This window comes from Amycolatopsis sp. NPDC021455 (genome assembly GCF_040640995.1).
Lineage (GTDB): Bacteria > Actinomycetota > Actinomycetes > Mycobacteriales > Pseudonocardiaceae > Amycolatopsis.
In genome coordinates this window covers 75,783-100,415 of record NZ_JBFACT010000011.1, presented here as the reverse complement: position 1 = coordinate 100,415, position 24,633 = coordinate 75,783, and the positions used below count along the sequence as shown (strand labels likewise).

The window sequence follows — 24,633 nt, the reverse complement described above, 5'->3', positions numbered from 1 at the left end:
CCGACGTTACCGGTCAGGCGGCCTTTGTCCCGGCTTCGCGGCGCGACTTGACGCGGTGGTAGCTCCAGCCCAGCAGCGCGAAGAGGATCACCGACGACAGGATCAGGCTCGACCCGGTGCTCCAGCCGCTGAACGGCAGCGACTTCACCGTGCCCCAGACGATCCCCGCCGCCAGCAGCGCCAGCCCGGCCAGCACCGAACCGGCGATCCGCAGCGGCGAGGACACGCTGTCCTCGGCCGCCTTCATGGCGCGGTCGCGCACCGGGTCGACGTACCGCTCGAGTGCCGGGAACTCCGACGCCAGCAGCAGCAACCCGGCGAGCACCAGCAGCAGCCCGGGGCCGGGCAGGACGAGCAGCAGCACCCCGACCACCAGCAGGATGGCCCCCGCCACCGTGATCAGGATCCGCTTCGTCTGTTTGCCGATGCCCACTGGGCGTCTCCCCTCGTCGGGTCCGATTCTTCCTGGTCGCGGCCTCGCGTGCCACTCACGAGGACTCGCGTCCTGGCCGCGGCCACGGTCAGGCCCGCCAGCGCGACCACGCCGAGCGCGACCACCAGCCCGGGCCAGACGTAGAGCACCTGGGTGTAGGTACCCTGCCGGCCGGCGAATACCCACCCGAGCAGCTGCGGCAGGAACACCAGCGGGACGAGCGGCAGCAACGGCGGCACGATCCGCCACCACCGGCGCTTCCGGGCCCTGCGCACCCCGATCGCCGCCAGGCCCACCGCGACCAGGGCCAGCGCGGCGAGCACCCGGTCGGCGAGCACGCCGGCGGGCGGTGCGGGTTCCGGCGAGCCGCCCTCGAGCAGGCTCGCGAGGCCCTGGGCCAGCAGCTCCGCCTCGTTGTCCAGGGCCATCCCGGTGTTCGCGAGCACGGCGATGCCGTACCCGCCGGGCAGCAGCACCTGCGCCGCGGTGTGGGAGAACCAGTCGCCGGTGTGCGACGTTTTCCCGTCCTGGACGCGCCAGCCCAGCGCGTAGTCGCGTCCGGGCGCGGGCGTGTGCGCCAGCGCGGCGCTCGCCGGCGAGACCACCCCGCCGCCGTCCCGCTGCGCGCTGAGCCACTTCGCCATGTCCGCCGCGGTGCTGAGCACGCCGTGGCTGCCGCCGGTGAACCCGTCCGGTTCGGACACCGGGACCTCGATCCCGAAGGCCCGGACGTACCCCTCGGTCCCGGCGGGCGGCGCGTCCACGGAGGTGCTGCCGGTCATGCCCAGCGGCCCGAACACCTGCGTCCGCAGGTACTCCGCGAACGGCCGGCCGGCCACCACCTCGACGATCCGGGCGGCCACCTCGTAGTTCGGGTTGTGGTAGTGGAACCGCGCCCCCGGCTCGTCGGCGAGCGGCGCGTCACGCAGGCGGGCGACGGCCTCGGCGAGGCTGTGCGGCTGCGCGAGCTTCAGGTCGGGGAACGTGGAGTCGGCCATCCCGGACGTCTGGTCCAGCAGCATCCGGACGGTGATCCGGGCGCCGCGCGGATCGGCGAGCCGGAACTCCGGCAGGTAGCGCGTCACCGGCTCGTCGAGCCCGATCCCCAGCCGGAGCACCGCGAACGCCGTCATGGACTTGCTCAGCGACGCGATCGGCAGCCGCGTCGACGCGGTGATCGGCGCGCCCGTGGCGTCGTGGCCGTAGCCCGCGACGCGCACGATGTCGCCGTTGTGCGTCACGGCGACCGCGGCGCCGGGCAGGCCGGTGTGGTCGAGGTGGCTGCGGACGTAGCCGTCGAGGTCCATCGCCGGTGCCGCGGCCGCCGGTGGCGCGGTGGCGAGCAGGAGGACCGCGAGCACGAGGAAAAGCCTGGTCATGCGGGTCAACCTAGGGATCAACGGCCCTTCGCCACCTCTGCCGGACGACGCCCGCCACCCCCGACTTTCGGCAGGGCCTTGACAGTCCGCCTATAGTCAACTCATCGGTTGATAAACAGATTGGTTGATAAAGATGGCGATTGACGAGGAGGCACTGGACCGGGCGTTCACCGCACTCGGCGACCCGGTGCGCCGGGCGATCGTCGCGCGGCTGTCCCGCGGAGAAGCGACGGTCAACGAGCTGGCCGAGCCCTTCTCGATCACGAAGCAGGCGATCTCCCGGCACATCCAGGTGCTGGAGCAGGCGGGACTGATCACCCGAAGCCGCGACGGCCAGCGGCGGCCGTGCCACCTCGTGCCGTCCGCTCTCGAAGCCCTGACCGGCTGGATCGACACGTACCGGCTGGCGACCGAACGCAGCTACCGGCGGCTCGACGCCGTCCTGGACACACTGGAGGAGAAGTGAGCACCACGATCACCGCCCAGCCGGGCACGCCGTTCATCGAGATCAGCCGCGAGTTCGCGGCCCCGCCGTCGGCGGTCCTGCGCGCACACACCGACCCGGACCTGATCGTCCGCTGGCTGGGCCCGCACGGAATGGAGATGGAGCTCATCGAGTTCGACGCCCGTTCCGGCGGCGCTTACCACTACATCCACCGCGACTCGCGCGGCGAGCACGGATTCCGCGGCGTCTACCACACGGTCGAAGCCGACCGGATCATCCAGACGTTCGAATACCTCGGCGCCCCGGGCGAGGTGTCCCTGGAGTCGATGACGTTCACCGACCTCGGCGGCCGCACCCGCCTGTCGAGCCGTTCGGTGTTCCCGTCCGTCGAGGCCCGCGACACGGCGGTCGAGAGCGGGATGAACACCGGGATCACGCAGTCGTACGAGCGGCTCGACACGGTTCTGGAGGAGAACTGAGATGACGGTCGTCGCCAGCTTCTGCATGTCGCTCGACGGGTTCGTGGCGCGGCCCGACGACAGCGTCGGGCCGCTGTTCGACTGGTACCAGGGCGGTGACGTCGAGGTGCCGATGATCGGGTACCCGATCGACTTCCACGTCAGTCCGGCCAGTGCCTCTTACTTACGTGACTTTCTGGAATCCATGCGCGGTTCCGCTTTCGTGTGCGGCCGGCGAGTGTTCGACTACACCCACGGCTGGGGCGGCAACCCGCCCGGTGCCGGACGGGCTTTCGTCGTCACGCATCGGCCGCCGCCTTCGGACTGGTCTTCCGCCAACCTTGCGCCGTTCACCTTCGTTTCCGATGTCGCCGGCGCTGTCTCGCAGGCTCGGTCGGCCGGGGATGGGACTGTCGGGGTTTCCGGGCCCAGTATTGCTCAGCAGTGTCTTCGTCTCGGGCTTCTCGACGAGGTTCGGATCGATCTTGTCCCTGTTTTTCTCGGGGAGGGGGTTCGGTACTTCGCCGGGCTCGACTCCGGGCTTGGTTCGCTTGATCTTGTCGAAGTTGTTGCCGGGGACGGGGTTACTCATCTTCGTTACCGGGTGGGTTGAGTTTCGAGATACGGCTTCGCCGTGGCGCGAGTTGTTCGGTTGCCACCTGATCGTGTGATGACAGGTGTTCGATTCTTGGTGATCATGAGGTTATGACCGAACGTGCGATCTGGCGGGACGAGGCGGTGGCTCTGGCCGACCGTGTCGGTTCGCTGCTGGCGACCGTGCGGTCTGCGGAAGCCGAGTTGGGTGCGGTGTTGGTGGAGATCGAGCAGCGGGGTGTGCTGGAGCTGTTCGGCTACCGATCCGTACCCCGGCTGCTCGAGCATCTGGCGGATGTCCCGAAATCCTCCGCTGAGCGGATGGTGAGACGGGCCCGGGTGGTCAATCCCGGCCGGAACCTTGACGGCACCCCGATCCCTGCGGTGGCTGCGGCGACCGGGGTGGTGGCTCGGTCGGGGCGGTTGAGTACCCCGATGATCGATGTGATCGTCGGGGTGTTGCAGGACATTCCGCCGGAGCATCGGGAGGGTGCCGAGCGGCACCTGCTGGACTTCGCGGAGGAGGCGGGGCATCGGCAGGTCGCCGCGCTCGGTGCCCGGATCTTGGCCCACCTGGATCCGGACGGTCCCGAACCTGATGACTCCGAGCCTGCCATCCCTGCCCGGGAACTGTCGTTGCGGCGTAAGCGGTCTGGGGTCTGGGAGGTCAGCGGCAGGCTGGATGACGAGACCGGTGTCCGGGCCAGTGCCCTGCTGGACTCGCTTGCTCAGCGTCGCAGCAGCGGCGAGGGCCCGGATCTGCGGTCGCCGCAGGAACGTTACGGCGACGCCTTCTCCGACGCCATCGACCTGGCGTTGAAACACCCCGGACCTGCCGGTGCAGGCCGGGGAACGCGCCCATGTCATGGTCGCGGTCTCCCTCGCAGACTTGCGGTCCGGGATCGGTACCGCGCTGCTGGGCGACACCGGAACGATCTCCGCGGCCGAGGCCCGGTTGCACGCCTGCGACTGCACGATCATCCCCGCGGTTCTCGGTGCCCACAGTGAGCCCCTTGATGTGGGGCGGCTGCGTCGTCTGGTCCCGCGGGGTATCCGCCATGCCCTGTACCTGCGTGATCGGGGTTGTGCGTTTCCGGGTTGTCCTCGGCCACCGCGGCACTGTCAAGGCCACCACGTTCGGCACTGGGCTGATGGCGGCCCGACCGAGCTGGGGAATCTGGTGCTGATGTGCGCCCATCACCACCGGTTGCTGCACCGCTCCGGGTGGGAGGTCCGCATCGCCGCCGACGGTCTTCCGGAGTTCCTGCCCCCGGTGTTCCTGGACAGGCGGCGAAAACCGAGGCGCAACAACCTCCACCAACCCCTGCCCTTCGCGGCATAACCGAACACGGGACAGGCCCGCAGCCTCACGGCTACGGGCCTACACCCACGCGTATCAAAGCCAAATCGGTTCAACGAGCCGAGAATCGGTCACCACCAAGCACCCGCGGAGTGCCACCTACGCCCCCACCGGCAACAGCCCGCCACCTGGCGGCCGGCCCACCGGCCGACTTCGCCCACTGACCCGTGCCGTTCTCGACGAAGAGACCAACTTCCAGCCGCCACAACGCAAAGCCTGACCCCAGCCGGCCGCACAGCGGCGCGCATGTCCTAGCGGCGAGCCTCGCCGACAACCGACCCGCCGCAGACGATCGGACCCTCCAGCCGGACACCCCACAGCCAGGCCCCTGCGGCTCCGATAGCCCCACTCCTGCTACGGCCTCCACGAACCCCAGCCGTCAACCAAAAGCCGACCGCCCCGGCTGCCGACAACCGCAGCTGGAGAGCCAGGCCGGGGCAGCCGCACAACCGGGCAACCGCACAGCCGGGCGACCGGGCAACCGCACAACCCGGCAACCCGGCAACCCGGCAACCCGGCAACCCGGCAACCCGGCAACCGACCGGTCTACTCCCCCGCCGAGGCGAGCAGCTGCTCAAAGGGCACGAACTCCGGCCCAGCGGCAACAGCCGGCCGCCCGGCGACGCGTGAAGCCAGCTCGGCCCCGGCCTTCTCGATCCGCCGCTGCAACGCACCCTCCCCGCTTCCCCAGTCCGACGATGCCGCATACACGCCCGTCGCGACCGGATCCGCCTTCAGATACCCGAACAACGGGCGCAGCTGGTAGTCGAGTACCAGCGAATGCCTTTCCGTCCCGCCCGTCGCCGCGAGCAGGACCGGCTTGCCCACCAGGGAATCCGCGTCCAGCACGTCGAAGAACGACTTGAACAACCCGCTGTAGCCCGCCGTGAACACCGGTGTCACCGCGATCAGCGCGTCCGCGCCCGTCACCGTCTCGATCGCCGTCCCCAGCTGGGGGCTCGGGAAGCCCGTCAGCAGGTTCTTCGTGATGTCCACCGCTACATCTCGCAGCTCCACCACGGACACCTCGACCGGGGACCCGGCCGCGGCGACCGTCGCCGCGGCCAGGCGGTCCGCCAGCAGGCGGGTCGAGGACGGGACCGACAGTCCCGCTGTCACCACTGCGAGCTTCATACCAGCGCCGCCTTCAGCGATTCGTGCGTCGGGGCCTCCGGGACGTGGGCGGGACGCATCGAGTCCAGTTCCTTCCGCAGGACCGGCACGACCTCCGAGCCCAGCAAATCGAGTTGCTCCAGCACCGTCTTCAGCGGCAGGCCGGCGTGGTCCATCAGGAACAGCTGGCGCTGGTAGTCACCGAAGTGCTCGCGGAACGTGAGCGTCTTGTCGATGACCTCCTGCGGGCTGCCGACTGTCAGCGGCGTCTGGTCCGTGAACTCCTCCAGCGACGGCCCGTGCCCGTACACCGGCGCGTTGTCGAAGTACGGCCGGAACTCGTTCCACGCGTCCTGGGACTTGGGGCGGATGAACGCCTGGCCGCCCAGACCGACGATCGCCTGGTCCGCCGAGCCGTGCCCGTAGTGCTCGTAACGCTGGCGGTAGAACCCGATCAGCTGCTGGAAATGCTCCTTCGGCCAGAAGATGTGGTTCGCGAAGAAGCCGTCGCCGTAGTACGCGGCCTGCTCGGCGATCTCCGGGCTGCGGATCGAACCGTGCCAGACGAACGGCGGCACTCCGTCCAGCGGACGCGGTGTCGACGTGAACCCCTGCAGCGGGGTGCGGAACTTGCCTTCCCAGTCGACCACGTCCTCGCGCCACAGCCTGCGCAGCAGCGCGTAGTTCTCCACCGCCAGCGGGATGCCCTGGCGGATGTCCTGGCCGAACCACGGGTAGACCGGGCCCGTGTTGCCCCGGCCCATCATCAGGTCGACGCGGCCGTCGGCGAGGTGCTGCAGCATCGCGAAGTCCTCGGCGATCTTCACCGGGTCGTTCGTCGTGATGAGCGTCGTCGACGTCGACAGGATGATCTTCGACGTCTGCGCCGCGATGTAGCCCAGCATCGTCGTCGGCGACGAGGGCACGAAGGGCGGGTTGTGGTGCTCGCCGGTCGCGAAGACGTCGAGGCCGACCTCTTCCGCCTTGAGGGCGATGCGGACCATCGCCTTGATCCGCTCGTGCTCACTCGGCGTGGTGCCGTTGGTGGGATCGGTCGTGACGTCGCCCACCGTGAAGATTCCGAACTGCATGACCTGCTCCCTTCGCGAGCCCCATCTTACATGCGCGTTCAACTACTTCCAAGCAAGAGATATTCCGCCCGTCAAAGCCGCGAGACGCACCAAGTAAGGTCAAGGACATGGACGCGGAGCTCGCTCGGCTGGGTTTGGCAGAACGTTCGGTACGACTACTCGCCGGTCGCGACATCTGGGCCTCGATCACCCCCTTGCTCGCCCCGCGCCGGAACCTGGTGGCCGCCTTCGGTCACGTCGGTCCCGGCGCGGCGGCCCTGCTGCCCTTGCAACCCGGCGACACGCTGATCACGGACGCGAGCCTGGACACCGTGCTGTCCGGCGCGACGAGCCCGCACGCGCTGCTGCACTGGGTCAAGGCGGGCGTGATCGTGCACTCGCTGCGGGGGCTGAACGCGAAACTGGTGATCGCGGAGGACGACCCGTCCTTCGTCGTGGTCGGCTCGGCCGACGTCACCGCCGCCGGCCCGCGGCAGCTGTTCGAGGCCGTCACCGTCTCGCACGAGCGGCACACCGTCGAGGAGGCCCAGGAGGCCTGGCTCGAGTGGTGCGACCTCGCCGGTCCCTCGCTGACCGCCGGTGACCTCGAGCCGCTGCTGGAGCAGTACGGCGCCGGCAAGCCGGTCACGGCCCGCCCGGCGACGCCCGCCCGGCCCGCCGCCGCGCCGGCCCGGCCCGTGGTGACCAGCCGCCCGGCGACGCCGGTCCGGCCCGCGGCCGCGACGCCGCCGCCCTCCCCGGTGCGCCCGGCGACCCCGCCTGCTTCCCCGGTGCGCCCGGGTGTTCCGGGCGCCGCCCCTTCGACCGTGAACCGCCCCGGCGTCCCGGGCGGCACCTCTTCGCCCGTGAACCGCCCCGGCGTCCCGGGCGGCACCGCCGTGTCGCGGCCGGAGGTCCCGGCCGGCGCCATCCCCGATGTCCCCAGTACCTCGCAGCCCGCCACGGCCACGCCGGCCGCCCCTCCCGCCGAGCAGCCGGACCAGCCGGAGCAGGCGGCCCCGGCCACGCCCGCCGTCACCGCCGAGGCCGGAACCGCGGAACCGGTTGCGGCCGAGCCGGAAGCCAACGAGCCCGAACCCGCCGACGTGCCCCGGCCGAACTGGCCGCGCCCGGCCGAGCTGTACCTGGTGAGCCTCGTCGAAGGCGGGGAGCCGTCGGCCGAGGCCGAGTACCGGCTCGAAGAGCTGACCCGCGAGTACACCCACCCGGGCGAGAACGGCGAATCGCCGTTCCGGGTCGAGCTGTTCTGGGCCGACGACGGCCAGGGCCAGGACCCGCCGCGCACGCTGCGCCCGGGCGTGCACGTGATCCGCGTCTACAGCCAGAAGCAGGGCCGGGCCCTCGTCGGGTCGCGGATCGAGGCCCCCGGTCTCGTGCTGCACGCGTACGCCGACGAGTACGCCTACCCGCGACGCACGTACTGCTACCTCCTGACGCGGCAGACGGCGGCGAAACCGCTCTTCGGCGACCTCCGGAAGGGCCTCGCCGCGATCGGGGAGAAGCCGAACTTCCGGAACAGCTTCCAGGTCCCGCGGAAGATCGAAGCCCTGCTGGGCCTGTGGCCCGACCTGGGCTACGACCCCCGTTAGGGGCGGCGCACGCCACTCCGGGAGCGACAGCGCGCGGAAACTGTCGGGGCGGGCGGATATCCTGCAGTACGGTGCAGGCCGAGTCCGCACCACCACCAGCACTTTCGCGAGCCACGATCCGGGAGAACGACCCTGTGACTGCCGAGACCTTGTACGGGGCCGACGACCTGACGCATCTCGAGGGTCTCGAAGCCGTCCGCAAACGACCCGGGATGTACATCGGCTCCACCGACAGCCGGGGCATCAACCACCTCTTCTCCGAGGTGGTGGACAACTCCACGGACGAAGGTGTCGCCGGCCACGCGACGAAGGTCGTCGTCACCCTGCACGCCGACGGCAGCGTCCAGGTGGACGACGACGGCCGCGGCATCCCGACCGGCACCCACGCCAAGTCCGGTTTGTCCGGCGTCGAGCTGGTGCTGACGCGCCTGCACGCCGGCGGCAAGTTCGGCGGCTCCGGCTACAAGACCTCCGGCGGCCTGCACGGCGTCGGCGCTTCGGCCGTCAACGCGCTGTCGCACCGCTTCGACGTCACGGTGAAGCAGGACGGCAAGGTCCACCAGATGTCGTTCAAGCACGGCGTCCCGGGCATTTTCGACGGGCCCGGCCCGAAGGCGAAGTTCACCCGCCGGTCCGGGCTGAACGTCACCGGCAAGATGAAGCGCGGCGAGCGCAGCGGCACGTCGATCCGCTACTGGTACGACTCGCGCTACTTCGAGTCCGGCGCGGCGCTGGACGTCGAAGGCGTCCGGGCGAAGCTGCGCAACACCGCCTTCCTCGTCCCGGGCGTCACGTACGTGCTGCGCACCGCGATCGAAGACACGATCAACGAGGAGACGTTCCACTTCCCGCACGGCCTGGCCGACATGGTCGACTTCCTCACGCCGTCGGGCGAGAAGCCGGTCTGCGGCACGCTGCTGATCACCGGCGAAGGCACGTACAAGGAGAACGCGGCCGACGCCGCCGGCGTCATGCAGTCCAATGTGGAGCGTCACGCCGAGGTCGAGGTGGCGCTGCGCTGGGGCACCGGCTACGAGCGCACAGTCGAGTGCTTCACCAACACGATCCGCAACGTCCACGGCGGCACCCACCGCCGCGGCTTCGACCGCGCGGTGACGAAGGCGTTGCAGGAGGCCATCTCCAAGACCCGCGGGCTGCTCAAGCCCAAGGAGGACATGCCGACCCTGGAGGACGTCCTCGAGGGCATGACGGCCGTGGTGCACGTCCGGCTGCCGGAGCCGCAGTTCACGTCGCAGACCAAGGACGAGCTGTCCACCGCCGGCATCACCCGTGTCCTGCAGGGCATCGTCGACAAGCACGTCAAGGCCTGGACCGAGGACCGCAAGACGAAGTCCGAGGCCAAGGTCGTGCTGCAGAAGGTGGTCGACGCCTCCCGCGTCCGGCTCACCCAGAAGCAGCAGAAGGACGCCGCCCGGCGCAAGACCGCGCTGGAAGGCGCGGCGATGCCGCCGAAGCTGGTCGACTGCCGCACCACCGGCGTCTCCCGCAGCGAGCTGTTCCTGGTCGAAGGTGACAGCGCGCTCGGGTCGGCGCGGATGGCGCGCGTGTCGGAGTACCAGGCGCTGCTGCCGCTGCGCGGCAAGATCCTGAACGTCCAGAAGGCGTCGCTCGGCGACACGCTGAAGAACGCCGAGATCGCGTCGATCGTGCAGGTGCTCGGCGCGGGCACCGGGCGCACGTTCGACCTCTCGACCATGCGCTACGGCCGGGTCATCCTGATGGCGGACGCCGACGTCGACGGCTCGCACATCCGCACGCTGCTGATCACGCTGTTCGCGAAGTACATGCGCCCGGTGATCGAGGACGGCCGGCTGTACGCGGCGATGCCGCCGCTGCACAAGCTCGTCACGAAGGGCCGCAACCCGGAGACGCACTTCACCTTCACCCAGCGGGAGATGGAGCAGAAGTTCGCCGAGCTGGAGAAGGCGGGCAAGAACATCGTCACGCCGGTGCCGCGGTTCAAGGGTCTCGGCGAGATGGACGCCGACGAGCTGTGGGAGACCACGATGAACCCGGCCACGCGCTCGGTGCGCCGCATCACCATGGACGACGCCGAGGCCGCGGAGGCGGCGCTGGAACTGCTGATGGGCGAGAAGGTCGAGCCCCGGCGGAACTGGCTGGTCGCCTCCTCCGACCGGGTCGACCGCGAAGCCATCGACGCCTGATTTTCGCTCAGCTACCAAGGAGTTTCCCCGTGGCACGCCGCAAGGGCAGCACCACCAAGGTCGATCCCAGCGCGTTCGACTCCCCCGGTGCGCACGTCTTCGACAACTCGCTGAAGACCGAGATCGAAGACTCCTACCTGGAGTACGCGTACTCGGTCATCCACTCGCGCGCCCTGCCGGACGCGCGGGACGGGCTCAAGCCGGTGCACCGCCGGATCCTGTATTCGATGAACGAGAACGGCTACCGGCCGACGCACGCGTACGTGAAGTCGTCGCGCGTGGTCGGCGACGTGATGGGCAAGTACCACCCCCACGGCGACGTCGCGATCTACGACGCGATGGTCCGGCTGGCGCAGGACTTCTCGCTGAACGTCCCGCTGATCGACGGCCACGGCAACTTCGGCTCGCCCGACGACGGCCCGGCCGCCTCGCGGTACACCGAAGCCCGCATGTCGCCGGAAGCGATGCAGCTGGTCGGCGAGCTGGGCGAGGACACCGTCGACTTCCGGCCGAACTACGACGGCTCGCTCGAAGAGCCGTCCGTGCTGCCGGCGGCGTTCCCGAACCTGCTGGTCAACGGCACGTCCGGGATCGCGGTCGGGATGGCGACCAACATGATCCCGCACAACCTCGGCGAGGTCATCGCCGCGGCGCGGTGGCTGATCACGCACCCGTCCGCGACGCTCGACAAGCTGATGGAGTTCGTCCCCGGCCCCGACCTCCCGACCGGCGGCAAGCTGCTGGGCCTCGACGAGGTCCGCCGCGCGTACGAGACCGGCCGCGGCGTGGTCCGGATGCGCGCGAGCGTCGAGACCGGACCGCTGGAAGGCAGCCGCGGGCGGCAGGCGATCACGGTCACCGAGCTGCCCTACGGCGTCGGCCCGGAGAAGGTGATCGAGAAGATCACCGACGAGGTCAACAAGTCCAAGCGGCTCACCGGCATCGCCGACGTCAAGGACCTCACCGACCGCGAGAACGGCACCCGGCTGGTCATCGAGTGCAAGGTCGGCGTCAACCCGCAGGCCCTGCTGGCCGACCTCTACCGGCTCACGCCGCTGGAGCAGTCGTTCGGCATCAACAACCTGGTGCTCGTCGACGGCCAGCCGCAGACGCTGGGCCTGAAGGAGCTCCTGGAGGTCTTCCTCCGGCACCGCTACGACGTCGTCACGCGGCGGACCAAGTACCGCCGCCGCAAGCGTGAAGAGCGGCTGCACCTGGTCGACGGCCTGCTGATCGCGCTGCTGAACATCGACAAGGTGATCCGGCTCATCCGCGAGAGCGAGAACGCGCAGGCCGCGAAGGACGGCCTGATGACACGCTTCAAGCTGTCGGAGATCCAGGCGACGTACATCCTGGACACGCCACTGCGCCGGCTGACCAAGTACGACCGCCTCGAACTCGAGGCGGAGCAGGAGCGGCTGCGCGAGGAAATCGCGGAGCTGACCAAGATCCTCGACGACGAGTCGGTGCTGAAGAAGCTCGTCTCGTCGGAGCTGGCGAAGATCGCGAAGGACTTCCCGACCGAGCGCCGCACCGCGCTGATCGACGGCGACCTGAAGGAGGTCCTGGCCGCATCGAAGCCGTCCGGGCCGCTGGAGGTCGCGGACGACCCGTGCCAGGTGATCCTCTCGGCGACCGGGCTGGTGGCGCGCACCGCGGCCGAGTCCGAAGAAGCGACCGAGACGCGCCGCCGCAACGGCCGCGTGAAGCACGACGCCGTGGCGGCGCTCGTCCACACGACCGCGCGCGGGCAGGTACTGCTGGTGACCAGCCGCGGCCGGGCGTTCAAGACGGACGTGCTGCCGCTGCCGGTGCTGCCCGAGCAGGCCGGCACGGTCTCGCTGCGCGGCGGCATGGCGGCGAAGGAACTGGTGCCGCTGGAGAAGGGCGAGACGGTCGTCGGGATCGCCCCGCTGGGTGAACAGGCGGCGGGCTCACCGGGCCTCGCGCTCGGCACCCGGGCCGGCGTCGTGAAGATCTGCGCGCCGGAGTGGCCGGTCCGCTCGGACGAGTTCGAGGTGATCAGCCTCAAGGACGGCGACGAGGTCGTCGGCGCCACGTGGCTGACGGACGGTTCGGAGACGCTGGCGTTCGTGTCGTCGGAGGCGTCGCTGCTCAAGTACGCGGCGTCCCTGGTCCGCCCGCAGGGCCTCAAGGGTGGCGGCATGGCGGGCATGAACCTGGGTGCGGGCGCGTCGGTGGTGTTCTTCGGCGCGGTCCGCACGGACGACGACGAGCACGGCGAGCCCCTGGTGATCACCGCGACCGGCCAGAGCGTGAAGGTGACGCCGTTCAGCGAGTACCCGGCCAAGGGCCGCGCCACGGGCGGAGTCAGGGCCCAGCGGTTCCTCAAGGGCGAGACGGCGCTGCGAGTGGCGTGGATCGGCCCACGCCCGGCAGGTGCGGCGCGCAACGGCGACCCGGTGGAACTCCCGGAGATCGACGTCCGCCGCGACGGCTCGGGTCACGCGCACCCGGGCCCGGACGTGGTCGGCCACCTCATCGAACGCGACTGACGGCGGTCCCCGAGGTGACCTTCACCCCGAAGGTCACCTCGGCTCGGCCATCGGGACGCCGAAGAGCAGGCACTTCGGCGGACTGCCCGGCGCCGCCCGCACCGCCCGGTCGCAGCGGCCGAGCGGGCAGCCGTACGTCGTCGCTGAGCCGGCGAACCAGGCCGGGGTCTCGTCGGCGAGCTCCCCGTGGCGGATCGTCTGATCCAGCTCCGCCGCGGTGAGGCGGGCGATGTCCGCCTCGAGCGCGTGCCATCCGGCGAGCGTGTCCTCACCGCCACGGGTGGCCGCCACGAGTTCGTCGAACCGATCCCGCAGGGCGAACCAGTTCGCGTCGCCGGCGATCCGCCGCCACCTCGTGCACACCGCGGCCCACGCCTGCTGCCGCCGGGCCTCCTCCGACATACGACCTCCGGGTGTTTTCGCCGGTGACAGGACCTCGGTAAGGTGGCCAGCGTACGCACCTCGCCGGGGAGGTACAGGTGGCCGACGCGGAAATCCTCGCACGGAACGTCGAACTCCCGCCCGGCCGAGGCGGCCTGATCCGGCACGCCCTGCAGCGAATCAGCCATTCCGCGGACGGCTGGCACGGCCCGGTCGAAACGATTGAAATCACGCGAGTGATCGACGTCGGCCGCAGCGGCGCGGTCGTCATCGAGGTCGCCTTGCGCGCCGGGGACGAATACCGGCAACGCGTCGTGAAGATCGGCCCGGCCGGTGAAATGGCCCGCGAGTACGCGAATTTCCGCCGCTTTCTGGCGCACTACCCGGCAGCGTTGTGCGCACCGATCCAGGAGGCGACACCGGGGGCCGTGGACGCGGCCGAACAGCGGGACGGCGAAGTCGAGGCCGTGGTGTACGCGCACGTCACCGCCTACGCGGGCCGGCCGAGAACGCCGGCGCCGACGCTCGAAGACCTCGTCCGGGCCGCCTTCGACGGGCAAGCCGGAGTCACCGAGGTCCGGCGGCTGATCGAGCGGTTGTTCACGAAGATGTCCGACCCTTTCCACAGCCGCCGGAAGGTGCGCACGCAACGCAGCCTCCGTGATCTCAACCCTTCGCTCGGACCCGACCTGGTGCTCGGCCCGGCGGAAGTGCAAGCCGAACCGATCTACGCGGAAAACGTCCTCGACGTCTCCCTCGGTTCCGGCGAATTCCCGGCCGGGCGGGAATTGCGCATAGCGGATTCGGGCGCGCGGGAAATCCGCGTCGAAACACCCGACGGCCGGCCGGTGCTCGCCGGCCACGTGATCCGGAGCCGGTTCGCCGAACAGCGGCGGAAACTCGACGGTGCCTTCACCGCCGTCGAACGGTCCGGCGAATCGGTCGTCGCCGACGGTGTGCCGACCGCCGACCCGGCCATCGGCCTGCGTCCCGTGCTCACGGATCCCCGGTTCGGCCGGGTCCGCGGGGTCGCGCACGGGGATCTCAACGCTCGCAACGTCATGTGCGTCGAGAACGAGCCGCTTTTGATCGACTTCGCCGAGACGGCCGGCGACCGCCCGGTGCTGTCGGACGCCGCGTGGCTGGAGGTCAGCCTGCTCCGTGACGTCTTCGCCGGGCTCTCCTACGGGGATCTCGTGCGCATCCAGCGTTGCCTCGCGCTCGCCTCCCGGTTCCGGCCGCTGGTGAACGACCTCACCGAACTGGAAGCGGCCTTCGCCGCGGAGCTCACGGGCAGCGCTCTCGTGGCCTTCCAGGTCCTCCACGAGATCAGGACGCAAGCCCAGCTCGCCTTCCCCGGCGACGACGCTTGGCTCGACTACCTCGCCCAGCTGCACCTGTCGGTCTATCGCACGGTCAAATGGGACAGCCAAACCCCACAAGCGCTCCAGGCGGTCCACGCGGCCGCCGCGGTGGCCGCGGAATGGCTGGCCACCGAGGATCCTTACGCCCACTGGGACGACCTGCTCGAGCCGGTGAACCGGTTGTCCCCGCTCGTCGATCTCACCCGGCCGGACGCCGTCACGGCGGTGACCGGCCTGCTGGCCACCGTGGACTCCCGGCACCCGGGCATCGACGCCCCCGGCGTCGACGAACTGCGGGACCGCTTCGTCCGGGCCCGGTATCTCGAACCCGCCCGCGAACTGGTCATCGAACTCTCGCGGGAACACGAGACCTTCCACGTCGCGCAACCCGTCCCGGTGGGGAGGACGGCGGTGCTGGCCGGCGGCCCCGGCGCCGGGAAGTCCCGGCTCCTGCGCGAGCTGGCTCACTCCGGCGCCCTCGACATCGCCCGGCCCGGTCCGCAGGCGCCGCCGCTGCGCATGCCTCTCCTGGTGACCGCCGCCGGCCTGCCGGAAGACCTGCCCCGCGAAACACTCGTGCTCGGCGCCGTTCACCTCCTGCTCGACGGCGTCGACGAGCTGCCCGGCGACGAACGGAACCGGATCGCCGCGTGGTCCCGGTCGCTGCTCGAGCGCTTCCCCCGGGTCCGGCTGACCGTGGCGGCACGCAACGGGGCCTGGGCCGCCGACGCGTTCGGAATCCCGGTGATCGAGCTGAGGTCCTGGGGTGACTGGGAAATCTCCCGGTTCCTCCAGCGGTTCGAACTGCCGGAGTCGACACGCGACGCGACGAAGAAGGAAATCCTGGACGTGCACCGCGCCGACGGCGTGGCGCCGCCGGGATTCGTCGCCATGATCGCCGAAGCCGTCACCACGGCGAGGCAACCGTTCGGCTACTCGTACCAAAAGTACTTCGGCGCCGGCCTGACCGAAGGCGAGCTGGCGGCACTCGGCTCGGTCGCCGCGGCCGCCGTGGACACCGACCGTCCGGTACGGCCCGGCGTCGACGTGAGCGCTTTCGTCGATCGCGGAATCCTCGAACCCACCGGGCCGAGCGTGCGGTTCCGGCGGCGGGCGGAACGGGACTTCTTCGCGGCGCGGGCGTTGAGCCGGGAAGCCGGCCTCGTCCCGGAGCGCGCCCGCTCGTTCGCCTGGCGCGACGTCTGCCTGTTCGCGGCACGGCTGCCCAGCACACCCGACGCGGTCGTCGACCGGATGGTGCGGAGCGTGGGCACCGCCGATCCCCGGTACGCGGCCCGGCTGCTGTCGTTCCGGCCGGCCATCGCCCCCGGCCACCTGCCGGCGTGGGAAACGCTGCTCGCCGATCCGGCCGCCGGGTCGTACGCACACCGCGTGGCGGCCGACGCGCTGCTGCTGACCGCGATCCCGGCCGCCCGGCAGGCGCTCGGCGACATCCTCCTCCGGGAGACGACTCCTGCTTCGACCCAGCTCGACATCCTCGACGTGCTCGGGCCCCATGTCGTCCCGAACGAGGCAGACGCGGCCTTCGGGCATTGGGTCCGCGGGGTTCTCGGCGCCCTCCTCACCGGTGACTACGCCGCCGGCGTCCGGGTCGCGGCCATCTCGGTGATCAAGGCCGGCCAGCTCCGCGGGCTCGAGGTGCTGCTGGCGGAACTGTTCTCTTCCGCCGAGCCCGCGGTCGCGGCGGCGGCGGACGACGTGCTGCGGTCGTTCAAGGTGCTGGTGCCGGACCGGCTGGCGGAAGCCCGGGCCGCGCTGACGCCGAGGCACCTCGCCGACCTCGAAGCCCGGCTTCCGGCGTTGTTCCGGGCCGAGGACATCCGGGAAGCCAACCGCCGGCGGGTCGAACTGCTCGAACGGCACGGAACCCGCGCCGAACTCCTGTGCCGGAGGTTCCGCTACGGCATCGCCTCCTCGGTCGGTGATCTCCTGGAGGAAGCCGGGCACGTCGACCGCGACCCCCGGGCGGCCTCGCGGCTGCCGGTTCCGGCCGATCTGCCGGAGGAGGAGGCGGTGGCACTGGCCCACCGGATCCTGCGCGACAGCCCGCAGGACCGGGACTCCCTGGTCTTCGCCGCCCGGGTGGACTCGCCGCCGCACCTCCTGCTGATCGCCGCCGCCGCGGTGTCCTCCCCCGCCTCGGTGGACCATGCGGCGAACCTCGTCGCCGAACTCGCCCCCATCGTGACGGCGGACCGGATCGAAGGCCTGGCCGCGCTCGGTCAAGCCATCGCCACCCAGGACCGGCGGCGCGGGTTCACCGTGACCAGGCAGGCGACCCGCGTCCTTCGCGACCGTGACATCGCGGAGCGGTGGCACTGGTCGTGGCGCACCATGCTGGCCCACACGAGCCCGGGCCCCCACGAACTGGACCGGCTCCTCGCCGACGGAGTGGACGGCGCGCTCGAGGAGCTGGCGAAGTACGGGCCCTCGTGGGACCTTCTGCTCCAGCCCGTACCGCCCCTCGGTGCGGCCGCCCGTGATTTCCTGCTCCGGAAAAGCCACGAAGACGAGAGCGAATGGGTACTCGCCGTCGCGGCCGCCAGACTGACGAATACACTTCCCCGAGTATTCGAGATCGCCGGAAAGCGCGATCTCGCTACAGTCGCCGAAAGAGTTTCCAGCGGCCGTTATGGAATCGTTGAATCGACGCCCCGGGCGCGGGTGCTCGCCGCACTGGGCGCTCTTGCCCGGGAAAGCGCCGAACCGGACACCGCCCACCGCCTGCTCGCCGCGTTCGACACCGCCGGGCTGCATCCGAGCGTCGAAGCCGGCCGGCTGGCCGGGCTGGCCTTCCTCGGCGACTGGGAACCGCTGCTCCTGGCCGTCCCCGGCGACGGAGGCCCGCTGGACACCGCCTCCCACCAGGCAATCGGCACCTGGGTGCCGGGACCGTGCACGCCGGCCGGGCTACGCGACCCGGGAGACGTCGCGGCACGATTGCTGCGGCTGCGGGCGGAGCCGGGAACGACCCCGGAACGCCGGTCACTCCTCGACGAGCTGATCCACGACGCGGAACAATCCCATGGGAACCTTTTGCCCCGCCCGCAATGATCGAACCCGGCGAGTTGTAACACTCGCGCCATTATCTGCGAGCTTGTGGGAGTGAATTCCGTTCACTCGGCACGGGAAGGGGGCGAGCTCGCCCGTGGTGGTCCGCGATCAGCTGCCGTCGGAACACGGATTGTTCGCCGCGTTGGCGCCGGCGACGGTGTCCGCGCTCGTCCGGATCGGCACCGAGCGGGTTTACCACCCGGGAAACATCCTGGTGCGCCAAGGGGAATCGACCACCTTCGTCGTCCTGCTGCTGGCGGGGTGGGTCAAGGTGACGGCGACGACCGCCGACGGCGGCCACGCCCTGCTGGCCGTCCGGAGCAGTGGCGACCTGGTCGGAGAGCTCGCCGGGCTGGACGGAGAGCCCCGGTCGGCCACGGTGACGGCCGTCGGCAGGCTGCGTGCCCGGGTGATCGGCCGCCCGGAGTTCCAGCGCTTCCTCATCCGGTACCCGGACGCGGGGCTGGCCGTCAGCCGGATGGTCGCCGCCAAGCTCAGGTGGTCCACCCAGCGCCGGATCGACTTCAGCGGCTACGACGTGCCGGGACGGCTGGCCCGCATCCTCGTCGCACTGGTCTCGGCCTACGGCACGCCGACGCCGCGCGGCTGGGAGGTCGGTTTCCCCATCACCCAGCCCGAGCTCGCGGCGCTGATCGGCGCCGCCGAGCCGACCGTGCACAAGTCGCTCACCGAGCTCCGGCGCCGGAACGTCCTCGACACCGGTTACCGGCGGATGACGATCCTCGATCTCCCCGCGTTGCGCGCGGCCGCCGGACTGGCACCGTGACGCCGGCGTGAGATGAGGCAATCCCGTGCCAGCACGGGGTTCCCCGGCGTGGAGCGCGGCACAGTGCTGCCGGTGGACGTCGAGGAATGGCCGGCCCGTTCCCTGCTCGGCAGGCTCAGCCGCGGGGCGCGGGAAGCGCTGCTCCGGCTCGGCACCCCGGTCGGTTACGAGGCGCACCAGCGCATCATCCGCCAGGGCGATTCGGCGCGGCACACCCTGCTCGTGCTCCGGGGCCTGGTCAAGATCGTCGTCGACACCGAGCGAGGCCGGGACGTCGTCCTCGCCGTCCGGGGCCGCGGTGACCTGCTGGGCGAGATGGCGACGCTGGAACGGCGCCCGCGGGCGGCGCACGTGATCACGTGCGTCCCGGTCCAGGGCCGGATCATCCACAGCCCGGATCTCGGCGACTTCCTCGAGCACAGCCCGGAAGCGTGCCTGGCGGTGGCCCGGGTGCTCAGCGAGCGGTTGCGCGGCTCCGACCGCCGCGGGATCGACTTCATGGTGTGCCCGGCGCCGGTCCGGGTCGCCCGCACGCTGCTGGAGGTCACGCAACGGTGGGGCGAAACCCCCGACGCCGACCGGCAATCCGGCATTCCGCTGTCGCAGAAGGACATCGCGTCCCTGGCCGGGACCGGGCTGAGCTCGGTGGAAAAGGCCTTCCGGCTGCTCGAAGAGGCGGGTGCGGTCGACCGGCGGTACCGGCGCGTGCTCGTCACCGATCTGCGCCGGCTGCGTCGATTCGGCGAACTTCCTGACGAGATCCCGTACTAGTACGGGGTCGGCCGTCGCGTTCTGTCACAAAGTAAGGGCCGTCCTCTTCCCGCCACCGCCGTTGGCAGGACTTCGCCGCAATGCGGTTGCCGCGCCGAAAGGGTTCTCGATGCCGACTCCCCGTGACAGGTTCCAGCAGATGCGCAGCGCAGTCAGCGGGCTTTCCGGACGCCGGGCCGGCCCGGCGTCCGGAGAGGACGTCTTCGCGCGGGCCTTCCCCGAAACCGTGCGGCTGACCGAGCGGTACCACTACGAGCAGGAGATTTCGCGCAACTCCTCCACCCAGCGCAGTGATCCGCCCAGCGGTGAGATCGAAATCGTCGTGCCGTTCGACGGTGCCGACCACTTCACCCGCCAGGCCTGCGACGACGTCGAGGCCGCGGTGCGCGGCAAGCACCCCGACGAGCCGGTCAGCGCGCTGATCGGGCACGTGGTGTTCAGCGGCCACCAGCAGACCGATCTGGGGGACCGCCTCGGCCTCGACGACACCTACGGATCGCTCCCGATCCGCGTCCCGGTCACCGGGGAGGGCAGCCCGGGTGGGCTGCCGGAGCTGAGCGGCGACCGGCACGCCTGCGTGATCAGCCACGAGTACGCGCCGAAGCCGAGCCTGCTGGAAGTGATCCCGATCAAGGTCCAGGCGGACCTGCTCGACCCGGACACCGTCGGCGACATCGGCACGATCACCCCGGACGGCCAGGGCGGGGTGGACTTCTCGAAACTGGGCCAGCAGCCGAACTTCGAGTCCTTCCTGTGCCTGCTCCTCGAGGTCAGGCTGATCCTGCCGTGGAAGGAGAAGCGGGACGAGCCGAGCCCGGTGATCGACCGGATCTCGCTCGACTGGCCGTCCATCACCTCCCTGCAGGCACTCACCCTCAAGCTGCCGAAAGGCCAGGCGCCGATCACCTACAACCCGGTCGAGCGCAGCATCGAGTGGCGGGACATCCCGATGCGGCGGGTCCGGGAGACCGCCGGCCGGGAGGACGAGCTCGAGTTCGTCAGCGAGGGGATGGCGCTGGTGATCGAACAGCCCGGTGAGCTGTACCAGCAGCCGAGCCTGGACGGCCGGGTGGAGGTGAAGATCCCGGGCTACCTGCTTTCGGGCATGCGGACCCGGCTGTTCGACGGCACGGGCCGCCGAGCCGAGAGCGACGGCCACGAAGAGGTCAGCTGGGTCGATTCGCGGATCCACCTGATCCTCGACGACGCCTTCGCGCGGCGCACCCTCAAACCGCACCAGCACCTGTACTTCGACGAGGTGATCCCCGAGGACGCGCGCGTCGCCGACATCGAGAACGCCCTGCGCACGAGGGGCTTCACCGTGCACTTCCGGCCGATCTCGGACGACGGGACGAGGCGGCAGTGGGCGGGCACGGCCGAGCGCCCGGAAGGGCCCGAGAAGATGCTGCTGCAGCTCTACGTCGAAGGGAGCCGGCACGAGACCGAACGGCAGATCCGCCGCGGCGGCCAGACTTTCACCACCACCTTCCCGAGTGGCGAGCTCAGGTTGTTCATGTACGGCGCGCTGCCGCGGACGAGCGGGGCGATCACCCGCGAGATGAACGCACTGCACGCCGTCATCCGGGACCGCTTCGCCCGCATCCGCGCCACGCACTGACCCGCCACGAGAGGGAGACGGACAGATGTCGATCAAGATCCGGTCGCGGGCCCCGCAGGCCCGGTGCCACCGCTGCGGGTCACCGGAAATAGCGGCACTGTGCCACCACTGTGGCCGCCCGCTGTGCAAGGAACACCGCTCGGGCCAGGTCGTCACCAGCGAGTTCGACGGCCTCGGGTTCCAGAAGGCCGAGCCACAGCACTGCGCCGACCACCTCCACGTCGTGAAGCCGTCGATCCGCAAGTACGTCTTCGTCGCGGCGGCCGTGGCCGGCCTGGGTGTGCTGCTGATGTTCGCTTCGGTGGCCGTCGGGCTGGTGCTGTTCCTGGGCGGTCTCGCCGGCGGCGGCCTGGCCTGGTTCGAGGACCACCGCCGGACCGCCGTGGCGTTCGCGAACCGCCCCAAGCTGCCGGTGGTGCCGAGCATCGATTCGGTCCACGTGCGGGAACTCGTGCAGGGCAACCTCGTGCTGGACGAGAAGGGCACCTACTACAGCTCGGTCACCCCGGTCGAGGGCGGCATCACGCTGGACATGACCTTCGGCCGCCCGGACCAGGACCGCCTGCGCGACTACCGCACGAAGTACCGGCTCGACCCCGCCCAGGACGTCGAGTTCTCGGCCGGGTACGCGGTCCTGCGCGGCCGGGCCGGGCTGGAGTTCGCCGACCGGGCGCTCACGCCGCCGGTGCTGCCGCTGACGGGCCTGGTCCACGAGCACGCGTTCCTCGCCTCACCGGAAAGCCGGGCCGGCGCGAAGTGGCAGCTCGACTTGAAGCACCGGCTCACCAGCGGCCTGGAGGTCGACGCCTTCCCGCTGTGGCTGACCCCGTCCCTGGTTCCCGAATCCGACCAGCGAGCCCTGCAGCTGGACCTGCAGTGGCTGGGCAACTGGCCGTCGGAGGAGGCGAGCCTGGAGGCGGACAAGGTCGAACGGCTGACCCTCTACGTCCCGACCTCCTGGGGCAACGTCGAGTTCCTCTCCGAGAGCGCGACCATCGGCGGTCAGGCCGACCCGGTCACCGGCGGCCGGATGATCGAGTGGAAGCAGCTGCCGCTGGGGGCTCGGACGGACCACCGGCTGACCCTCGCCGTCCGGTTCGAGGACCGGATCCAGCTCACCGACGTGATCACCGGCTCGCTCGTGGTTTCCTTCAAGGGAGCGCTGTCCGGGCTCGAAGGGGTCGACTTCTACCACCCGATGGGCGGGCGCCGGAAGGGCGGCCGCGACGGCGAGGTGAAGACCGAGGTCACCGCCGGCGTCTCGCTCAGCCTCAGTGGCGTGCGGTACCAGGACGTCCGCGTGGTGCCCGACCAGAAGAAGGACGATCTCCTGGTCCGCCCGGAAAGCCACGAGTACCCCGGGGTGATCCCGGACCACGAGACGCTGATCGCCCTGACGGACGCGATGAGCAACAGCGGCTACTACGTCAAGTGGGTCATCGGGCACGCGCCGCGCAACGGCGACCGGGCCAACGCGCTGAACCGGGCGTGGGACATCGGTGGCCGGCTCTACGAAGGCGTCTACCCGGTCGACTTCTACGTCGGGCTGGCCGGCGAAGAGATCTACGGCGGCGACATCCACGCGGAATCGGGCAACAGCAAGGTCCGGTTGTCGGTCAAGGGTGCCTTCGCCAGCTCGGAGATGGAGGAACGCATCGAGTCCGTCTGGTACGGGCTGCAGGACATCGTCTCCGACACGCTGAAAGAGCGGAAGCGGCCCGAACCGGCCGGGCGCGGCGGCGACCGCGGGCACCGGTCCCGCCATGCCGGGCCGAGGGACGACGACCGGGCGAAGGCGCTCCAGGAGCTTCGGCGGCGACGGCGTGACTTCCAGGCCGCCGTCGCGGAGGGCCGGATCTCGGAAGAGCTGTTCCGGCAGTTCGACGCGGAGATCGAACAAGAGATGGCCGAGCTGAACCGGGCGGACGGCCCGTGGGACGGGGAGAAGTGAAATGGCGTGGGAATGCAGTGACTGCAGCGAACGGGAAGACGACCAGGACGGCGTCGTGATCGACGCCGTCTGCCACCACTGCGGCAAACCGCTGTGCCGCAAGGACCAGATGGTCGTCGCGCTGGACGATGCCTTCGCCCCGGCGCGGCTCACGGATGTGGTGCCGCCCGAAGGGTTCGGTGTGGCCCCGGCGGGTTTCGCAGTGCACTGCAAAAGCTGCCTCACCGCGCACCACGGGCGGGCCACGCTGCTCGAAGGGCTGCCGAAATGATCAAGGCCGAGGTGCTGGCCGGCCGGCTGAACGTCGGCCGGCCGGCCGATATCACCGTCCGCCTGACCAACAACGGCGACGGAACCTGCACGAACATCGTCTTCACGCTCCGGCTGCCGCCCCAGGTCCCCGCGGTGCGGGGCAGCCGGGCCCTGGAGGCAGCACGGCTGGCGCCGGGTGAAAGCTGTACCGCGGTCGTCCGCGTCCGCCCACGGCAGGCCGGCAGCTGGGAAGCGACCAGCACCAACTTCTCCTTCCGCGACCACCGCGGGGCGGCGTTCCGGGTTTCGGACTTCAGTTCGCCGCTGGCGGTGGCCGCCGCCGTGGAGGACGTCAAAGTGCCGGCGCCGCAGTTCGACATCACGTTGTCGACGCCGGTGCTGGCCCACGGCGTCTGGGACACGCTGCGCGGGAGCGTGACCAACACCGGCCCGACCCCGATCAGCTGGGGCCGGCTGAGCCTGCAGGGACCGTTCGTGATGGACCCCACCGGGGTCTCCGCCGATCTCGGCTGCCTGCAGCCGGGCGAAAGCGAGTCGTTCGCGTTCCACGTGCTGGCCCGGGAAGCCGGCCGCGAAGTGCCGGTCCACCTCAGCGCGGTGTGCGTCGACGGCACGGCCCAGCGGACGGAGAACGCGAAGAAGCTCTCGGTGCAGGTCGGCGAGACGGTCACGGCGAACCCGGATCAGGTGCGGATCCTCTACCTGGCCGCGAATCCCTCCGACGCCGAGCACCTCAGGCTCGCGGCCGAGGTGCGGGACATCAAGCAGACCCTGCGGCTCGGGTTCGAGCGCGACCGCTTCGAACTGGCCGAGCACGGCGCGCTGCGGGCCAGGGACCTGACCCAGGCGCTGCTCGACTTCTCGCCGCGGATCGTCCACCTGTCCGGGCACGGGGCCGAGGACGGGCGGTTCGTCGCCGAGACCGAGGACGGGGGGCGGAGGCTGCTCTCCACCGCAGGGATCGCCGCGTTGTTCAAGGAGGTGTCCGACAGCGTCGAGTGCGTGATCGTCAACGCGTGCTATAGCGATGATCTGGCGCAGGCGCTGGCCGAGCACATCAGCTACGTGATCGGCATGCGCAGCTGGATCGGCGACCGGTCCGCCATGGACTTCAGCGTGGGTTTCTACCAGGCGCTGGTGGCCGGGCGGGCGATCGAACCGGCGTTCCGGTTCGGCCGGGCGGCGATGGTGGCCGGCGAGAGCAACGGGCGCGGCGCCGACGTGCCGGTCCTGTTCCGCAGGCTCTGAC

General features: G+C 70.5%; 18 protein-coding genes and 1 pseudogene. 14 read left to right on the top strand and 5 right to left on the bottom strand.

What is annotated here, in order from left to right; all coding sequences use genetic code 11:
* Positions 1-13: 13 nt before the first annotated feature.
* Both AB0G28_RS16610 and AB0G28_RS16605 read right to left on the bottom strand, forming a co-directional pair.
* Complete coding sequence (locus tag AB0G28_RS16610) at positions 14-433, bottom strand: PGPGW domain-containing protein (RefSeq protein ID WP_361089053.1); 420 nt, start codon at positions 431-433, stop codon at positions 14-16.
* Positions 400-1,812, bottom strand: coding sequence for a serine hydrolase domain-containing protein (locus AB0G28_RS16605; protein ID WP_361089051.1), 1,413 nt, complete (start codon positions 1,810-1,812; stop codon positions 400-402). The genes AB0G28_RS16610 and AB0G28_RS16605 overlap by 34 nt, the downstream gene beginning before the upstream one ends.
* Positions 1,813-1,945: 133 nt before the next feature.
* Between AB0G28_RS16605 and AB0G28_RS16600 the strand changes: the two genes are divergently transcribed.
* From AB0G28_RS16600 to AB0G28_RS16585, 4 genes and pseudogenes are all read left to right on the top strand, one after another.
* Complete coding sequence (locus tag AB0G28_RS16600; RefSeq protein ID WP_361089049.1) at positions 1,946-2,278, top strand: metalloregulator ArsR/SmtB family transcription factor; 333 nt, start codon at positions 1,946-1,948, stop codon at positions 2,276-2,278.
* Entirely contained in the window at positions 2,275-2,736 is a 462-nt protein-coding gene (locus AB0G28_RS16595; RefSeq protein WP_361089047.1) for an SRPBCC family protein, read from the top strand. Before AB0G28_RS16600 ends, AB0G28_RS16595 begins: the two co-directional genes overlap by 4 nt.
* A 1-nt stretch (position 2,737) precedes the next feature.
* The gene (locus tag AB0G28_RS16590) at positions 2,738-3,328 is read left to right on the top strand and encodes a dihydrofolate reductase family protein (protein ID WP_361089045.1); all 591 of its coding nucleotides are present in this window, start codon (positions 2,738-2,740) and stop codon (positions 3,326-3,328) included.
* A gap of 92 nt (positions 3,329-3,420) precedes the next feature.
* Positions 3,421-4,651: pseudogene (locus tag AB0G28_RS16585) on the top strand (DUF222 domain-containing protein).
* A gap of 564 nt (positions 4,652-5,215) precedes the next feature.
* Here AB0G28_RS16585 and AB0G28_RS16580 read toward each other — a convergent pair.
* Both AB0G28_RS16580 and AB0G28_RS16575 read right to left on the bottom strand, forming a co-directional pair.
* Entirely contained in the window at positions 5,216-5,803 is a 588-nt protein-coding gene (locus AB0G28_RS16580) for an FMN reductase (RefSeq protein WP_361089043.1), read from the bottom strand.
* Positions 5,800-6,873, bottom strand: coding sequence for an LLM class flavin-dependent oxidoreductase (locus AB0G28_RS16575; protein WP_361089041.1), 1,074 nt, complete (start codon positions 6,871-6,873; stop codon positions 5,800-5,802). The genes AB0G28_RS16580 and AB0G28_RS16575 overlap by 4 nt, the downstream gene beginning before the upstream one ends.
* Before the next feature lie 107 nt (positions 6,874-6,980).
* On the opposite strand from AB0G28_RS16575, the gene AB0G28_RS16570 reads away from it, so the two are divergent.
* The 3 genes from AB0G28_RS16570 to AB0G28_RS16560 all read left to right on the top strand — a co-directional run bounded on the left by AB0G28_RS16570 (position 6,981) and on the right by AB0G28_RS16560 (position 13,164).
* Positions 6,981-8,462, top strand: a complete 1,482-nt coding sequence (locus AB0G28_RS16570; RefSeq protein WP_361089039.1) for a hypothetical protein — start codon at positions 6,981-6,983, stop codon at positions 8,460-8,462.
* Positions 8,463-8,596: 134 nt separating this feature from the next.
* Positions 8,597-10,648, top strand: a complete 2,052-nt coding sequence (locus AB0G28_RS16565; protein WP_361089037.1) for a DNA topoisomerase IV subunit B — start codon at positions 8,597-8,599, stop codon at positions 10,646-10,648.
* A gap of 29 nt (positions 10,649-10,677) precedes the next feature.
* Positions 10,678-13,164: a DNA topoisomerase (ATP-hydrolyzing) gene (locus AB0G28_RS16560; RefSeq protein ID WP_361089035.1), complete on the top strand. Its 2,487-nt coding sequence runs from the start codon at positions 10,678-10,680 to the stop codon at positions 13,162-13,164.
* A gap of 33 nt (positions 13,165-13,197) precedes the next feature.
* Here the strand turns inward: AB0G28_RS16560 and AB0G28_RS16555 are convergent, their stop codons facing one another.
* Complete coding sequence (locus tag AB0G28_RS16555) at positions 13,198-13,566, bottom strand: hypothetical protein (RefSeq protein ID WP_361089033.1); 369 nt, start codon at positions 13,564-13,566, stop codon at positions 13,198-13,200.
* A gap of 77 nt (positions 13,567-13,643) precedes the next feature.
* Between AB0G28_RS16555 and AB0G28_RS16550 the strand changes: the two genes are divergently transcribed.
* The 7 genes from AB0G28_RS16550 to AB0G28_RS16520 all read left to right on the top strand — a co-directional run bounded on the left by AB0G28_RS16550 (position 13,644) and on the right by AB0G28_RS16520 (position 24,632).
* Positions 13,644-17,984 (top strand): hypothetical protein, encoded by a 4,341-nt coding sequence (locus AB0G28_RS16550; RefSeq protein WP_361089031.1) that lies wholly within the window; start codon positions 13,644-13,646, stop codon positions 17,982-17,984.
* Positions 17,985-18,078: 94 nt separating this feature from the next.
* Positions 18,079-18,771 (top strand): Crp/Fnr family transcriptional regulator, encoded by a 693-nt coding sequence (locus AB0G28_RS16545; protein ID WP_361089029.1) that lies wholly within the window; start codon positions 18,079-18,081, stop codon positions 18,769-18,771.
* Between the two features lie 48 nt (positions 18,772-18,819).
* On the top strand, positions 18,820-19,542 hold the full coding sequence (locus tag AB0G28_RS16540) for a Crp/Fnr family transcriptional regulator (RefSeq protein ID WP_361089027.1): 723 nt from the start codon (positions 18,820-18,822) through the stop codon (positions 19,540-19,542).
* Positions 19,543-19,681: 139 nt separating this feature from the next.
* Positions 19,682-21,160 carry a hypothetical protein gene (locus AB0G28_RS16535; protein ID WP_361089025.1) on the top strand — a complete coding sequence of 493 codons (1,479 nt, stop codon included), beginning with the start codon at positions 19,682-19,684 and terminating at the stop codon, positions 21,158-21,160.
* Positions 21,161-21,185: 25 nt separating this feature from the next.
* Positions 21,186-23,111 (top strand): hypothetical protein, encoded by a 1,926-nt coding sequence (locus AB0G28_RS16530; RefSeq protein WP_361089023.1) that lies wholly within the window; start codon positions 21,186-21,188, stop codon positions 23,109-23,111.
* A 1-nt stretch (position 23,112) separates the two neighbouring features.
* Positions 23,113-23,382: a hypothetical protein gene (locus tag AB0G28_RS16525; RefSeq protein WP_361089021.1), complete on the top strand. Its 270-nt coding sequence runs from the start codon at positions 23,113-23,115 to the stop codon at positions 23,380-23,382.
* On the top strand, positions 23,379-24,632 hold the full coding sequence (locus tag AB0G28_RS16520) for a CHAT domain-containing protein (protein WP_361089019.1): 1,254 nt from the start codon (positions 23,379-23,381) through the stop codon (positions 24,630-24,632). The genes AB0G28_RS16525 and AB0G28_RS16520 overlap by 4 nt, the downstream gene beginning before the upstream one ends.
* Position 24,633: the final 1 nt, after the last annotated feature.

Excerpts from the sequence above, each read along its gene's own strand:
- AB0G28_RS16605 (WP_361089051.1), bottom strand. The coding sequence starts at position 1,812 with ATGACCAGGCTTTTCCTCGTGCTCGCGGTCCTCCTGCTCGCCACCGCG.
- AB0G28_RS16600 (WP_361089049.1), top strand. The coding sequence starts at position 1,946 with ATGGCGATTGACGAGGAGGCACTGGACCGGGCGTTCACCGCACTCGGC.
- AB0G28_RS16590 (WP_361089045.1), top strand. The coding sequence starts at position 2,738 with ATGACGGTCGTCGCCAGCTTCTGCATGTCGCTCGACGGGTTCGTGGCG.
- AB0G28_RS16580 (WP_361089043.1), bottom strand. The coding sequence starts at position 5,803 with ATGAAGCTCGCAGTGGTGACAGCGGGACTGTCGGTCCCGTCCTCGACC.
- AB0G28_RS16575 (WP_361089041.1), bottom strand. The coding sequence starts at position 6,873 with ATGCAGTTCGGAATCTTCACGGTGGGCGACGTCACGACCGATCCCACC.
- AB0G28_RS16570 (WP_361089039.1), top strand. The coding sequence starts at position 6,981 with ATGGACGCGGAGCTCGCTCGGCTGGGTTTGGCAGAACGTTCGGTACGA.
- AB0G28_RS16555 (WP_361089033.1), bottom strand. The coding sequence starts at position 13,566 with ATGTCGGAGGAGGCCCGGCGGCAGCAGGCGTGGGCCGCGGTGTGCACG.
- AB0G28_RS16535 (WP_361089025.1), top strand. The coding sequence starts at position 19,682 with ATGCGCAGCGCAGTCAGCGGGCTTTCCGGACGCCGGGCCGGCCCGGCG.
- AB0G28_RS16530 (WP_361089023.1), top strand. The coding sequence starts at position 21,186 with ATGTCGATCAAGATCCGGTCGCGGGCCCCGCAGGCCCGGTGCCACCGC.
- AB0G28_RS16525 (WP_361089021.1), top strand. The coding sequence starts at position 23,113 with ATGGCGTGGGAATGCAGTGACTGCAGCGAACGGGAAGACGACCAGGAC.
- AB0G28_RS16520 (WP_361089019.1), top strand. The coding sequence starts at position 23,379 with ATGATCAAGGCCGAGGTGCTGGCCGGCCGGCTGAACGTCGGCCGGCCG.